Source organism: Ruegeria sp. AB5 (assembly GCF_056542645.1).
Map to the genome: position 1 here is coordinate 1 of NZ_JBQGAE010000031.1, position 14,250 is coordinate 14,250.

A 14,250-nucleotide genomic window follows, 5' to 3' on the forward strand; every position below is an offset into this window, starting at 1 on the left:
CATGGATATCTTGGCAACGTAAGTCCAGCTGACTTCGAAGATCGGTCAGCCGGGTCCTTTCAAACCGTCCACTGAAACGGGGCAAGACGAGGAGAGCTTGACCGGGCCATCCCGCGGAAGCAGTGAGGTCAAAAGCGCGAGGATCGCGAGAAACTGTTCGTCGAACCCAAGCTCGTCGATTTCGAACCAGGTCAACCCGGGTCCCGGGAGGGGTACTGCGCGGAAAACGAAAATGATTGACGCCGTCCCGATCAGAGCTTTGGCTTGCTTCGGCTTCAGCTCTCTTAGCAACCGCGACATGAGGTAGAGAATGACCATGAACGACACCGCAAAAACGATCTCTTGCGCGAAGGCAAAATTTGCGGTTCCCAACACTAAGCTGAGAACAACAAACGCAAGTCCGCCCAACAGTATCGGCCACCTGACTTCAGTGGTTTGACCGGGTCTGTGCGGAAGGTGTCCTCGACGAACGAGGCGACGCTGTATCAGAGTGTGAAGAGGCGTTGAACTGGATCACGCGACGCTGAACAATTGGTTGCGCCGATATGCCGGTCTTGTAGCTGATGCTTCGCGGCACAAGAAGCGTCCTACCGACCGTTCGTAGCGCATGGATGAGATTAATGCAAAAATGAAGGGTGAATGGGTTTACCTTTATCGCGCCATCGACAAACACGGCAAATCCCTCGACTTCATGCTTTCGAAGCGCCGCAACAAAGCGGCTGCCACAAAGCTCTTCGCTCGCGCGCTCAAAGCGAACGGGTTCCCACAAAAAATTGTTCTCGACAGTAGCGGGGCAAACACAGCTGGGATCAAGGCGATCAACAAGATGCTCGCAGGCTTTGATTGTCCGATACCGATCGAGATGGTCAGGCAGAGATACCTCAATAACTTCATTGAGCAAGACCATCGATTTATCAAACGTCGGATCAGGCCCATGCTGAGCTTTATGTCTTTCGAGTCAGCTTCATCTGTCTGGACCGGCATCGAGTTGGTCAACATGATCCGCAAAGGTCAATTCACGCCCGGACTCAGTCCGTTTCAGCAGTTCGCCCTACTGGCTGAATAGGCGACTCGCCAGCTCCATCCATGCCGCCCTCTAATAATTTTGCGACAGAACCGCTTCATGAAAACTCGTCGCCTCTCGCTTAACAACTGGTGCACTTGTCAATCATGATTGCGTGACAAGCCAATCCTCGGCTTCTCGAACCTCAGAACGGGCCCTGCTGGTGTGCTGGACGTCGATAAAGTGGTCATGGGTCGGAGTGATCCGCTCATTGAAAATCCGATCGACTCTGTTTTCTGCCAGATCCAGGTCGATCAGTGGAAGCCAGCCGACGATTGCGCCCTGAGCTTCGGCAGCACCGCGCAACAGCACATCTGTGTCCTCAAAGATCGGCCCATTTAGAAAATCGGCTGTTTGAACATCCATTGCCTCAAACCAGTCGAGCCATCCACAGTGATTTCTTTGGTGTAACAGAGGCAGAGTGAGCAGATCCATCGGCTGATCGATAGGCCCCCGTGTAGTGACAAATTGTTCGGAGGCAATGGCGACGGGGCTAAGCTCAAGCAGCTTGACTGCATCACCTGTCATATCGGCGATGTGGTCCCAGCGAATTGCGATATCGACATTCTCGCGTGGGTGCACTCTGGGATGAAGTGCCGGAACAACTTCCAATTCGATCTCGCGGTAGGCTTTCCAAAAATCACTTTTCCGCAGCGTTAGCCAGCGTGCCGTAAAGATCGGACCTGCCGAACCACGCACAATTTTACGTGCGCTTTGACGCAGAGATTGGACCGGTTTATCCAATATGCCAAATGCCCGATTGGTCGCCTCGGCCAAACACCTGACCCCAACATAAAGGATGGACGTGCCACCACAGGCCTCTCGGTTCCGAAGTCCAACTTGGCCAAGGCAAATTCTTCGGCCAAGGCACCAGATTTAGCCGACAAGGAAATTGCGACAAGTTGCAATTTTGGTTGCTTTTAGCCACAGCGGCGTTGATTTGAGAGATTTACCCGGAGCGCTTCGAACAAGGATTACATCCGGATTCTGAAGAATGAGCCGAAGGCAAGAAATGGAGATCCTCTGATCAACTGTTAGATTTGTTCCGCGCTCTGTCAGTTTGAAATCCAAGCCACCTGTCTCCCGAACGACGTCTTGCAGGGCAACACTCTCGGCGACTTCAATAATTTGCTCGTCCGACGGTCGTCGTTTCATGCCTATGGTCAAAGCTCGGCGCAGGCTTCCTTTCAGGATTAGTGGTTGGGCGGTGAAAACACCGACAGATCGGCGCAGGCTTCCGGGTGTCAATTCCGAGAACTCTTCGCCGCCAAGCTTAAGCGACACGTCCCCAAGCGCTGCGTTTCCCAGCAAAGCGATTTCGATCCGGTCCATCAAGGTATTGGAGATGACCGCCTGTTCCCCCGGGGCTACCTTCAATTCTGGGCCATGTGCCTGCCTGATTTCGACCGAGATCGGTTCCCGGTGTAGGCGGGTTACCGAGCTTCGCGATGCGGCCAATGGTCGGTTCAGTGTTCGGGACATGTTGCTGTGGGCCGCACGATACTTCGCTGCAAAATCGCTTGATGTCATCGCGTTGCGCAATGGCCGGATCATCAGCCCAAGGGCCGCCAAAGCGGCCGCAATTGTCCCCGCAGACAGGCCACCAGTTCCGCCGATCACCATGATCTGGCTTGTGGCGATTGCGGCCGAGAACTCTGGCACGGCTTTGCGGACTTCGCTGAGACTCCGGCGTGCGCAGGCCGCATTGGCCACCCGATCTGCCCGGCGGTCCAGCGACTTCATCTCGATGTGGCGCCGTCCCAGTGCTGAAAGCCTTGGCGCAATCGGCAGACGCTCGGTGACATCCGCCGCCAGCTGCGCCCGTAGTTTTCGCAGCTGCCGGTGCGCGTTCAGAAGTTTGCGCTGTGTGAGCGCCGCCCAAAGCGCCGAGGGCAGAACCGCGCAGACCGCCACCCAGACAAACCGCTGGTCAAGGTAAATCAGCACAGCCGTCGCTGCGGGCAACAGGACGGCAGCCTGAATAAGCCGGGGCAAACCAAGGCCGGGCCAGTCCTGCAATGCCGACAGATCTCCGGTAAAACGCAGGACATGATAGCCCATGCGCCTTTGGTCCAGATCGCGTTGATCGCTGCGGCATGCGTGATCAAACAGCCTCAGGCGGACGTCCTTGGCGTAGTTCTGGCCCAACCGCTCTGCGTGTGTCCTGAAGACCAGTTGCATCAGCGCCCCGAACAGCCCCGCAACCCCGATGATTGCAATGGGAAAAACCGGCAGGTCCGATCCGGCGTGCAAGGCGACAAAGACCGTGCGCGTTGCAATGGCGACCGCTGCAAGAGCAGCGGCCTGTGTGAGTGCAGCGCATAAGATCCAGCCAAACATGCGGCGTCTTGGACCCTCAAAAAGATCGGGAGGTTTCATGCCGCGTTCCGGGCCCGCTCGATCCCGGCGCGTACCGCCAATGTGTTCGCATAGGCCGGATCAAGAAGCTGCCCACGTGTCAGAACCTGAACACCCGTGGCAGTCTGGGCTTCTTCCGCCGCCATGGGAGAGCATGACAGCATCCCAGTCAGCGCGATGGGGCGAATGCCATTTCGGCCCAACTCGGTTACACCCCCTGCGGCCGCGACTGCATCGGCACAGGCAAAAAGGTACTTCGAAAACCGGTCACGAACCGATGGATCGGCCAGAAGCGCTGCTGTTTCCCGCTGAAAGATGCCATCCGCCAATTCCATCACCGCGATATCGCAACTCAGGGATTCCGCCTCGCCCAAGAGCGTATCAATGCCCGCAACTATACGCGGCAAAGGTTCGAGATAGGTGGTAACCATACCTGCGTCGGTAAAATCGGCTACAAAGGATGCACCGGCATCGATAAAGGAGTTGTAATCTCCAAACGCACCAGTCCCGGTACCTTTCAATACCGCCACCTGCCATCCGGCCTTGGTCAAACCGTGGGCCAAGGCCGCCGTTGCTGTAGTTTTGCCGGAGTTCATCGCGGTGCCGACCACGCAGATCACAGGGATTTGCGTGGGTCCTGACCGCACCGACAAGGTAAAGTCGCTGGTATTCAGAACCACCCCGTCTTTTGAGGTGACACGCCCCAGCGGCTGAATTCTCGTTGGAGGTTTGATGCGCTCATTGCGATGTACCATGCGCCCGAGACATCCGCCGCCGGCAAGCATATCACTGCCCTTTTCGTCGATCTCGGCCAGCCCTTCAAACTGGTCAGGCGCGTATCGCGCACCACAAGGCAGCACAACGAGATCACCAGGATACAGGGTTGAAGGACGCCCCTCTGGCAGTTGAATACGTTGGTGGTTGCCGATCGAGGTCACACGGCCCAGAATTAGATCCCCGGGTTTCGATTGCGGAAAATCTCGTCGCAATCCGCGAGCAAGAGACTGATCGATGCGCCTGGCCGCAAAACACCATTTTGCGTCTTTAAAGCGATAGTTTTCCATGAGTATTCTCCTGCCTTTTTGAGTTTACGCGTCACAGACAAGTTTGGATAAACCTGCTTCCGCACAGTCGGTGAAGCTGTGTACGCAATTGGAAATTTCAGTCAGCGACAGATCGGGAACGATCCCACGCGCTTCTGCTGCAGCGCGAAATGCCCGGGAATAATGCCGCGCGCGAGCCAGTCGGTGACGGCCCTGAACATCGTCTATTCCCGGTCCCTTACGCAGTGCGTCATCCCGGTGGCGGTCCTCGGCTCCGACATAAACACGAAGCTTCAGGCTCAGGTAATGCCGCAGCTGGTTTTGGGCCAGTGCAGGGACGTTCATCTTCCGGGCCTTTTCTGTCGGTGCCAGACCCATCGGAAAGGACTGCGCCAAATCCGGCAGGCAGTACCAGCCAGCGGCGGCCAGATGCAGACGCGCGATCCGTTGCGGATAGAGCATCGCGAAACGATGCGCGAGCTGAGCGCCACCGGAATACCCGAACAAGTCGACACGACCAGTTCTTGCAAAGCCCATTTGTTCCACCAGAGCCAGCAGTGCAAGAAGCGAGCGGTCCGGGCGGTAGTTGCCGATCGTTTGAAAATGGGGCCAGTGCTTCTTTGAGAAACGCGGCGTGATGAGGACTTGTCCTTTTGCTTCACAAGGTCCCGAGAAGGCCTTGGAAATCCCTGCCGAGTCGCGAGAAATTCCGTGCATCGCCAAAAGAGGTGGGACATCGGAAGCGGGCGCACTGGGGATGTGAACATCGGCGGACAGAGTACGCCGCCCTACCCTGACCGAAAATCTGGTAACCGACATTAGTCCGGTAACAGGCGTAATATCCATTGCGGTATCGAACATCACTTCAGCTCCTGATTGTTTGTTGTCTCGCCAGGACAACGGAACCGATTGCGTTCTATTCCAACTTTTTTGAAAGTTTTTTTCGGCGTCGGTCAGAATACGCCGCTTTAGGTTCAAACGAAGTGCGTCTTCATTTTTTCTTCGATCCTGTGGAATAGTTCTCCTTGCCATCCGTTGTCATTGGAGATGACGCGAAACAGGAGTGACGGAATGACGGACCCGTTCCGGAGAGACTTGGTAGCGCTGGTGCCCAAACTGCGCCGGTTTGCGCTGTCATTGGCAGGCAACCAGCCGGATGCCGATGACCTCGTACAGTCGGCCTGTGTGAAAGCATTGAAAAACGCAGCGCAGTTTCGCGAGGGAACGCGTATGGACAGCTGGATGTACCGAATTATCCAAACCCTCTGGATCGATGACCGCCGGCGCGCCAAGACGCGCGGGTCCTCGGTAGACCCCGAGCTTGCCGGTCTGAGCGATGGGGGACGTTCAGCGCGTCTGCCCGAGGACCGGATGATGCTCGACATGGCACGAAACGCCATGGGGGCGTTACCCGAGAAGCAGCGCGTTGTGCTTTCTCTCGTCGCTGTCGAGGGGCTAAGCTACAAAGAGGTCGCCGACATTCTGGAGGTGCCCGTTGGCACAGTTATGAGCCGTTTGTCACGGGCCAGAAATACTCTGCTTCCGCAGTTGGGGATGACGAAAGGGCCGATGCAATGAGTGCAAATACTATGATGGACCCCTCCCGTCTTGCAGCTTTTGCAGACGGCGAACTCTCACCTGAAGAGGCTGCCGTCGTTGTCATGCACTTGGCGGATCACCCTGAGGATCAGGCCTATGTCGACAATCTTATGGCCGCAAATGAAGCCCTGTTGCAGGCATTCAGCGATCCGCTGGATGAACCTGTGCCCCAGGAGATCAAGAACGCCATTCTTGGCGAGGCACAGACAGCCGAGATCATACCCTTTCGTAAACGACCCGCCGTGTGGATAAGCACCGCTCTGGCGGCGACACTGGCACTTGCCGCATTCACCGGTCCCGATCTGTTTGCGCCAGTCGATGCTCTGCACTTGACAGTGGGGCCAATTGAAAACGGATCGGAACTGGCTTCGGCTCTGAACCAGCAGCCGTCCGGAGTTCCGGAACAATCCGGCGTTGATCAGGACTTCATGATCCTGGCCACACTGCCAATCTCGGACGGCTTTTGCAGAGAGTTTGAAATCATCGACTGGGCAGACCAGCGGATTGACCTCGGCATTGCATGCATAACTTCGGACACGTGGGTGGTTGAGGTCACAATGTCAGAACCGCTTTCAGCGTCCGGGACCGAGGACGGGTTTGTGACGGCAAGTGGTGCAGAAATGCAGGGATTGATGCCGTTTCTCGATCGGCTCGGAGCAGGCGAAGCCCTCACTCCTGCCCAAGAGGCGGACCTGATCGCCAGCGGCTGGACACCCTAGCACAACGACGCAGCATTGAGCAGGCCGTGACCAAACAACTCGTCAACTCCAGGCGCGCCCAGATCCTGTGCGGAGTTTTCCAGGCGCTCCCGAATTTGCTTGGGCGACAAGGTGTCATCCATTGACAGCATGATTGCTACTGCCGCAGTGACAAAGGGAACTGCGAAAGACGTCCCTGACTTCAAGCGGGCTCCGCGAATTGATGTGGCAGACAGCATGTTGACACCCGGCGCGGTGATGTCGATATGCGGCCCACGCTGTGCTTTTCGGTAGACGCGCGCACGCGCATCTACGGCCGTCACCGCGAGCACGGCGTCATATCCTCCAGGAAACATCGGCTCGCCAGACGGACCTTCGTTGCCCGCCGCCGCGACCAGAACGATCCCGTCTTCCTGCACCATCCGGACAACGGTGTCCTCCAGAAGGGTGTTTCTGGGGCCGGCCAAAGAAAGGTTGATCACGCGTACACCACGGGCCTTCAAAACGTCCAAACCGCGCAATAGCGAAACCAGATCCGCGCGTTCATCCGAGCCTTGCCGCGCAAAGGCATCCACCGCAATAACTTCCGCATCAGGAATCAGCCCGGGTACCCGGCTGTTCGGATCGCCGATCATGAGAGAGGCGACCGCCGTGCCGTGGATAGCTTTGGAAGGCTCAAAGGTTTGGTCCGCAGCCTGAATCAGTTCTAGCCGCGCACCTTCTAGAATTTCATGCTTGGCATTTATCCCCGTATCAATCATCCCCACAGGAACCTGCACGGGACAGGTCGCCTGAGCATAGTCCAAGTTTGGCCATTGGATCATTTCCCAAGCAGGACAGTTTTCGTGCGTACACGGGTCCGATGACGCAACACGCGTTTCGCTTTGTTCAAATCGATAGTAGTGGTTGAAATCCGCAACACTTCCCGAAGGAAGGGCACGGACCCGATCCCGAGCAGCTTCCAGTTCCAACCCTCCCGGCGATGTCAGCCTGGTCAAAACCCGATTGGAGGCTTCGAGGGTTACTGTTGACGCAACTGCAAATCCCTCGGACAGAAGCTGTTCCAAGTCTTCGGCCGATGCATCCGCTACTATTATCTCAAGTGGTGCTTGCGTTGGGAGTACGACAGATGCCGGGGCCTGCGCTGGGATTGGTTGTGGAGCGGGCGGCCGATTGGTCAACCGACGCAGAAGGTTACCCAGCGGGTTTTCTCCAGACGCCCTCTGACCGCTTCCTGAATCGCCGCCACCTCGGCCATCTCTGTCTTCATCATCGCGTTCATCGTCCCGATCATCATCCCGGTCACCTCTATCGCCTCTATCACTTTCACCGTCACCATCATTGTCATCGTCTGCCCAAGCGGCCGAAACAAATGAAACATGCCAATCCACAGGAGTGGCAAACTGCACCGGCACCCACAAGCTGAGCATGAGGCAGACCTTAGAAAGCTGAATCGCTGTTTTTCTCATTTCGACATCCAGTCTAGATTGACATGTTTCGGAACGACAACGTTGCGCGCCGGCGTTTATTCCAAATTCAAGTCAGTGAGGTGATGCCAGGCAAATTCGAACCAGTCTCAGATTGGGGTTTTCTTGCAAATTTCTTCGAAGGCAAGGCAGGTTGAGCAGCAGAGTCGACTATCCTGGAAATTGCGCGAACTGTTGAAACGGTCGGAGTTCGGTCGTGAATTGCCCTTTGCGGATCATGTAGACAAGTTCTATGCCTGCCAGGACAGATGCGGCTGAAGCGAAAGATTTGAAACCCAGCATTGGACGGATCCTACGTTTGATAGACCGGTGATCCTGTTCGATAATATTATTGAGGTATTTCCTTCGAACCATCTCGATCGGTACAGGGCACCCAAAGCCTCTGAGCATCTTGTTGATCGCGTTGATCCCAGCTGTATTCGCTCCGCTCCTATCGATGACGAACTAGCGCGGCAATCCGTTCCCCTCGAGCGAGGGCGAAGAAACTCGTCGCAGCGGCCTTGTTTCGGCGCTTTGACAGCATGAAGTCCAGTGTCTTGCCGTATTTGTCGATGGCGCGACAAAGGTAAACCCACTCAACCTTCACTTTCACATAGGCCTCATCCATGCGCTACGAGCGATCTGTGGCGCGTTTGCGATACCTAGCAGCTTCAGCCACAAGACCAGCATAACGTCTGACACAGCGGTTCAATGTCGCGTGATCCTGGTTAACGCCACGCTCTGCCAAGATCTCTTCTAGATCCCGAAATGACACGCCGTATCGGAAAGGCGAACTCGGATTGCCCAGACATGTTTTGGTTTAAGCGGGCGCGTTTGACCCACGATACGTTCTTTGTTCCAAGCTGGACGTAGAGAGCGAATGGCAGGTAATTTTAGTGTTTCAATAACTGATCTTCCGATCCGCCATTCCCACTCACAACGACAACCCGACGTTGACGAGAGAGGATATCACAGGGTGCTGCGCTGCCACTGAGGTAGGCTGTAGAGCTCAAATTCACCGATGCTGCATGGCGCACAAGTGTCCGCTCTTGTTTAAGTCGTTTGACGACACCCCTAAGAGTTCTTCTTTTAGACACATCAATAGTTTTTATAGTCATCTATCAATGCTTGAAGTTCTTCTAGGCTTTCCGGGCTTTGGGAGTAGCTATGCCTAGCTGGAACTGTTGCCCAGCTCATTTTCTCGTCGGTCATTACTTCAACAAATGGCTCAAAGGATGCAGCGTTGTCCAAAATTGATGTGCGCAGGTTGACCCGGTAGCTCGCTTCGCCAATTTGAGAGTAGATAAAATTCAGGCATGACTTGCAATAATAATGATCCTTTCCGCTCGAACCGAGGCCACCTTTGATGAGTTCACCGGTGCAGGAAAAGCTCTCGCGTGGAAACATGGTAGTTAGTGAATATGCACTGGCAGAAAATTTTTGACAGCCGCGACAATGGCACGCCAAGGTCAAAAGCGGCGTTGAATTGACCCGAACATGTACGGAACCACAAAGGCAGGAACCTTCAAAAGGGGGAATGGGTAAAGCCATAAGCAATCACCTGTTTTCTAACGTTTGTTTGACGGTACCAGAGGTTCAATGAGAATATCCAGACGGCAGCATCGTCCGCACATCCGACCTCCGTCTTTCATCAATTCCTGAAACTGCTGCGAATGGTGGCTCTGGCGGGAGCTCCACAACGCTATACGCCGTCGGCCAAAGGCAGCAATGGGCCGACTCCATCGAGCAGATCATTATTCAAAAGGGTGATGCCTCACCGGCTCCAATGGCCGCATGGAGCCCTCTCTGCTACCGTTGCGCATGCAGCCAGGAGGATTCGTATGCGCATAGCAAAAAGTATCGGAATGCTAATTACTGCCGGTTTTGCCCTACCGAACCTAGCACTTGCTGAGGTTACCCAGGAACAGCTGGTCGCCATTTCCACACCGAACGAGGTCAATACTTCGATTGGAGTTTTGAAATTCATTGATGGTGCGCCGCTGCCGGAAACTTCAACAATGGTCTACGACTACCTTGACCGAGCACGAGGCGTAGACGCATTCCTAAAAGGCATACCAGCGGCCTCAGTCTACATGCTCATTGAGGGCGTTAAGCCGCTTGGCGCAGTTGAAGCGCATCAGGTCGGCATCTTCAATGAATTGATGGATGCCAACTCTCTCTTTCTTACGGGAAACAGTTCCACGATGTAGGTCTTCCCGAACCTCGAACTCGACCGGGATGGACCTACCGTCGTTGAAGTCCCCCCCGGAGCATTGGGCGCGTTCAACGATGCCTATTTCCGGTACATAGGTGATGTGGGCCCGGCCGGTCCTGACGCGGGCAAAGGAGGTAAGTACCTCGTCCTTCCCCCGGGTTATTACGGCGATGTGCCCGACGGCTACTTTGTGGTTCAATCACCGAGCTACACGGTCTGGACTTTCATGCGCATGTCCGTCGCAGAGGGTTTGAAAGCCGCCTATAACAACGTAGCCGAGAACCTGAGGATCTATCCATTAAGTGAAGCTAAAAACCCTCCGGCGCTTGAGCTGATTTCCCTTTCCGGCGCGTCATTCAACACAGTTCACGCAAACAACTTTCAGTTCTACGAAGAACTTAATGCGGTTGTGCAAAGGGAACCTATTGATCTTTTCCCTGAGTAAACCCGCGGCCTTTGGGCATCTATCGGCATAGAGAAAGGAAAACCGTTCGAACCCGACGACAGAATGCGAGCAATTCTTGAGGACGCGGTGGCCATCGGAAACGCTGCCGCCAGATCCATTGTTTGGCATACCCGCACAGATAAAAACCTTGCTGGATTGCAAACCTTCGAGGGAACGAATTGGAATTCCGCATTCCTCAATCAAGACGTCTTTTTCGACGGTCCCGATGATGAGACAATAAACACCGATGCGCGCGTCACGTTTCATTACCCATACACCGCAGTGACACCTGCAATGGCGAAACCGAGTCCTGGCGTCGGATCAGACTACCGGATCGCCTATCTCGACGCTGTCGGCGAGCCTTTTGATGGCAGTGCGACCTACAAGGTCACTCTCCCGACAAATCCGCCAGCGGATGACTTCTGGGCGTTTACGTAATACGATGCACAGACCAGGTCGATGTTGCAGACGGATCAGCCTCTGCCGTCAATCGATAGCATTCAGAATAACCCGGTACTCAACGAGGATGGTTCGATTGACGTCTATTTCGCAACAGAAGCACCGGAAGGCTTTGAAGAGAACTGGGTCCAAACCATTCCCGGCAAGAGCTGGTTCACAATTCTTCGCATGTACGGACCACGTCAGGAATGGCTGGATGGCGAATACGTTCCAGGCAAAATCACACGCGTAGAGTGATCTTGTCTTTGGCGTCGCCCTGCAAGTAGCTTGGGCCCCGCACTTTTGCGAGAAAGCCGGATATCCGCATTGAGTGAGTTGGCACACGCTGGGATGTAGGCGCCGCAGCGAATGGCCGGTCTTTAACATATTGCGAAACGTTTTTCCCAGTCGTCTGGTTTATCGCCACTGAAATTTGCCTGGACGGTATGACTGCCCTGCGCGCGAGTTGTGCAAGGTTAAGAACCGCATCCCGATAAATCTGCGTGTCCTTCATCAACCTCTCTACTTTTCCCACGATCACAGGATTTTCTGCGGTGCTTGAGTCGGATGGCATCGCCGCCATCGAGTCTGCTCTCTCACTCTCGCCGGCCGTCCGACCGCGGCTTGCGACTGCGGCGGCCAAAGATAGAAACAGCAAGGTTGCGACATTACCGACGGACACAAGTTTCGGCAGATTGCGCGCGCCCGTGGTCGCAATGTCAATTGTGATCAACATGTCAATCGCTGCGGAGAAGAACAATATAAGCGCTGCAAAAACCAGAGCACGATGAACTGGACCCACGGCAACTAACGCTGTTGCTTTGAGCGCATCCGCCCCAGACCGCAGCAAGAACAGGATCAGAACCGCGTAGACAAGGAACGTTGTGATAAGGACGACATCCAGCAAAGCGTGCCAGTACAACATGGACAACAAGACCGTGACTAGCGTAAGGCCATGTGGCAAGACAGAATAGAGCTAAGCCACGTGGCGTGAGCCAACCAGTTGCAACGATCCGAAATACACCATTGGTGCCATCACGCTTGCAGCGGTGGCGAAAGAAACCTGATCCCGTCTCCAAAACGCAACCCGATCAGCAGGGATTGAAGCGCAGCAAACGCAATCAAAAGCAAGAACGCCGGGTTATTGGGGCGCTCTCCATCTCACCAGGCCTCGCGTGTGAATAGCAGCCCCAATAACAGCGTGACAACGAAAGGCAGCGGTACAAAGATCATAGTGCAGGGGCAGCTCGGTCGGCGTGAGGACAGGTAACGCGACGAAAGATGGGACACCTGCGGCCAATGGTTTATCGCTCAAGTGGATGTTTCTAAGGTCGGTGTCTGCTTTTTCGCGCTAGTGGCGCGCAGGTAAGCGGATTCTAGTTAGAACTTTGATGCCATTGCTTCTGGCTTTTGTCTTTCTATTGTCAGCCCTTAGTTGCCGCCAACCCCAGCTACTAACGCTGAAGCGCAGCTTCGGTATTGCGGTCTTTCATATACTACTTAAATGGTTCATCCATCATAGATGACTTGTGCGAGACTTTGCGATGAATAGGTCAAACGGCCAATTTCCATCTCAGATTTCGAATTTGTGGAATACCATTCCGCACCTAAACTCTGTGACACCTGTCATAAAACGGTACTAAGTTGAACGCATTCTGGAAAAAGGACTGAACGGAGGCTGCGCGAATGAAACTCGCTGTTTGGAACATGGAATGGCTCAACGACTTGGTCGATAGCAACTCAGGCGCGCTCAAACCCGGTGACCGCAATGTCCGCGGACCTCGTCCACCTTGGGAAAATGAAGGGCCGACGGTCGCAGAACGCGTCGCGCTGCTGCGCGAGGGGCTTGCCGACTTAGACCCGGACATCCTGCTTATTGTCGAAGGTCCTGATCGGACTGAGGATATGGAGATCCTTATGGCCTCCATCTCAGATGCAGAATGGGCCATCTACATCCAGCGTTCGCGCTTTCCATCCGCCCCTGACAACTCACGTCAAAACACTTCCACTCAATGCGTCGGCATCGCCCTAAGAACAGATCGTGGAGTTTTTGCAAACACACCAATGACGATCATGGATTCGGAGGACCCCGCTGCTGGGCTGATCCACACGGCAACTGAGCCTTTCTTCCTTGACCTCGGCGCTGACAAAGTGCCTGAATGGTTCCGCTACGAACGCCGCCCCCTCTGGGTAACGATCCACCCCGCACAGGGATCGGATTTCAACATCATGGGCCTTCATTTGAAATCGAAGGGCATCTTTGCGGCACATGAGTGGTCTCGCTGGTGGCAACTAGCAGATGCCAACCGAATGCGATTGCTCGCGCAATGCCGTCAGATTCGTGAAGCGTTTTTGGACGTCTACCTCTCCGACCCGGCCGCGCTCCCGCTGATCGTAGCCGGTGACATCAATGATGGCCCGGGCTTCGACACGTCCGAAATGCGGCTCAATGCTAGCGGGGTCGAAACTTTGATGGGTTCTGTTTGGAAACCAGGTCTGAGCCTCGGTAATGCGCTCTTCGATGCTTTGAATGACCGCGACCGAGCACGACTTGATTTCAATGACGTGACAACCACGCGCTTCGCTGATCCAATTTTCAACGACACCTACCATAGGGTGATGATCGACCACATACTCTATTCCCGAAATATTCCTGGCTGGGTGGCTCCAGGTGAGGTCCCACGAGAGACGGCAGCTGGCACCGAGTATTGGAAAATTTCCGACCACTTTCCTGTCGTTGCCAAGATCACACCGCCAAACGCCGGTGCCTGAATCACAGCATCGGACCGCGGCCCTAACCGGACATTGCCCCAATCTCCTCTCTCTGCAATGCTTTCGTCTTGCCCCGTTTCAGTGGACGGTTTGAAAGGACCCGGCTGACCGATCTTCGAAGTCAGCTGGACTTACGTTGCCAAGATATCCATG

The 14,250-nt window shown here is 54.9% G+C and carries 13 protein-coding genes and 4 pseudogenes; 7 read left to right on the forward strand and 10 right to left on the reverse strand.

Going from position 1 to position 14,250, the window contains the following annotated elements; genetic code table 11:
• Positions 1-45 precede the first annotated feature (45 nt).
• The gene (locus ACR0L4_RS22945; protein ID WP_480515468.1) at positions 46-372 is read right to left on the reverse strand and encodes a hypothetical protein; all 327 of its coding nucleotides are present in this window, start codon (positions 370-372) and stop codon (positions 46-48) included.
• 124 nt (positions 373-496) lie between these two features.
• Here ACR0L4_RS22945 and ACR0L4_RS22950 point away from each other — a divergent pair.
• Positions 497-1,066: pseudogene (locus ACR0L4_RS22950) on the forward strand (IS6 family transposase); the annotation flags it as partial.
• A 102-nt stretch (positions 1,067-1,168) separates the two neighbouring features.
• Here ACR0L4_RS22950 and ACR0L4_RS22955 read toward each other — a convergent pair.
• The 4 genes from ACR0L4_RS22955 to ACR0L4_RS22970 all read right to left on the reverse strand — a co-directional run bounded on the left by ACR0L4_RS22955 (position 1,169) and on the right by ACR0L4_RS22970 (position 5,325).
• Positions 1,169-1,840 (reverse strand): LysR substrate-binding domain-containing protein, encoded by a 672-nt coding sequence (locus ACR0L4_RS22955; protein WP_480515470.1) that lies wholly within the window; start codon positions 1,838-1,840, stop codon positions 1,169-1,171.
• A 99-nt stretch (positions 1,841-1,939) separates the two neighbouring features.
• Complete coding sequence (locus tag ACR0L4_RS22960; RefSeq protein ID WP_480515472.1) at positions 1,940-3,403, reverse strand: ABC transporter transmembrane domain-containing protein; 1,464 nt, start codon at positions 3,401-3,403, stop codon at positions 1,940-1,942.
• 35 nt (positions 3,404-3,438) lie between these two features.
• A complete protein-coding gene (locus ACR0L4_RS22965; RefSeq protein WP_480515474.1) occupies positions 3,439-4,485 on the reverse strand; it encodes a P-loop NTPase family protein in 1,047 nt (348 codons plus the stop codon).
• 24 nt (positions 4,486-4,509) lie between these two features.
• Positions 4,510-5,325 (reverse strand): alpha/beta fold hydrolase, encoded by an 816-nt coding sequence (locus ACR0L4_RS22970; protein ID WP_480515476.1) that lies wholly within the window; start codon positions 5,323-5,325, stop codon positions 4,510-4,512.
• Positions 5,326-5,535: 210 nt separating this feature from the next.
• Here ACR0L4_RS22970 and ACR0L4_RS22975 point away from each other — a divergent pair, with 210 nt between their 5' ends.
• Both ACR0L4_RS22975 and ACR0L4_RS22980 read left to right on the forward strand, forming a co-directional pair.
• Complete coding sequence (locus ACR0L4_RS22975) at positions 5,536-6,042, forward strand: RNA polymerase sigma factor (RefSeq protein WP_480515478.1); 507 nt, start codon at positions 5,536-5,538, stop codon at positions 6,040-6,042.
• Positions 6,039-6,782, forward strand: a complete 744-nt coding sequence (locus ACR0L4_RS22980) for an anti-sigma factor family protein (RefSeq protein ID WP_480515480.1) — start codon at positions 6,039-6,041, stop codon at positions 6,780-6,782. Before ACR0L4_RS22975 ends, ACR0L4_RS22980 begins: the two co-directional genes overlap by 4 nt.
• On the opposite strand, the gene ACR0L4_RS22985 is transcribed toward ACR0L4_RS22980, so the two are convergent.
• From ACR0L4_RS22985 to ACR0L4_RS23000, 4 genes and pseudogenes are all read right to left on the reverse strand, one after another.
• Complete coding sequence (locus tag ACR0L4_RS22985; protein ID WP_480515482.1) at positions 6,779-7,828, reverse strand: S8 family serine peptidase; 1,050 nt, start codon at positions 7,826-7,828, stop codon at positions 6,779-6,781. The two genes, ACR0L4_RS22980 and ACR0L4_RS22985, sit on opposite strands and share 4 nt — an antisense overlap.
• Positions 7,829-7,938: 110 nt before the next feature.
• Positions 7,939-8,142: a hypothetical protein gene (locus ACR0L4_RS22990; protein ID WP_480515484.1), complete on the reverse strand. Its 204-nt coding sequence runs from the start codon at positions 8,140-8,142 to the stop codon at positions 7,939-7,941.
• Positions 8,143-8,398: 256 nt separating this feature from the next.
• Positions 8,399-9,011 (reverse strand): annotated as a pseudogene (locus ACR0L4_RS22995) (IS6 family transposase); the annotation flags it as partial.
• A gap of 314 nt (positions 9,012-9,325) precedes the next feature.
• Complete coding sequence (locus ACR0L4_RS23000; protein ID WP_480515486.1) at positions 9,326-9,778, reverse strand: GFA family protein; 453 nt, start codon at positions 9,776-9,778, stop codon at positions 9,326-9,328.
• A 290-nt stretch (positions 9,779-10,068) separates the two neighbouring features.
• On the opposite strand from ACR0L4_RS23000, the gene ACR0L4_RS23005 reads away from it, so the two are divergent.
• From ACR0L4_RS23005 to ACR0L4_RS23015, 3 genes and pseudogenes are all read left to right on the forward strand, one after another.
• Positions 10,069-10,437, forward strand: a complete 369-nt coding sequence (locus tag ACR0L4_RS23005) for a hypothetical protein (protein WP_480515488.1) — start codon at positions 10,069-10,071, stop codon at positions 10,435-10,437.
• Positions 10,438-10,461: 24 nt separating this feature from the next.
• Positions 10,462-10,887: pseudogene (locus tag ACR0L4_RS23010) on the forward strand (DUF1254 domain-containing protein); the annotation flags it as partial.
• An 87-nt stretch (positions 10,888-10,974) separates the two neighbouring features.
• A pseudogene (locus ACR0L4_RS23015) lies at positions 10,975-11,583 on the forward strand (DUF1214 domain-containing protein).
• On the opposite strand, the gene ACR0L4_RS23020 reads toward ACR0L4_RS23015, so the two are convergent.
• The gene (locus ACR0L4_RS23020; RefSeq protein ID WP_480515490.1) at positions 11,567-12,250 is read right to left on the reverse strand and encodes a hypothetical protein; all 684 of its coding nucleotides are present in this window, start codon (positions 12,248-12,250) and stop codon (positions 11,567-11,569) included. The pseudogene ACR0L4_RS23015 and the gene ACR0L4_RS23020 overlap by 17 nt on opposite strands.
• A gap of 761 nt (positions 12,251-13,011) precedes the next feature.
• Between ACR0L4_RS23020 and ACR0L4_RS23025 the strand changes: the two genes are divergently transcribed.
• Positions 13,012-14,097, forward strand: a complete 1,086-nt coding sequence (locus tag ACR0L4_RS23025) for an exonuclease/endonuclease/phosphatase family protein (protein ID WP_170755082.1) — start codon at positions 13,012-13,014, stop codon at positions 14,095-14,097.
• Positions 14,098-14,250: the final 153 nt, after the last annotated feature.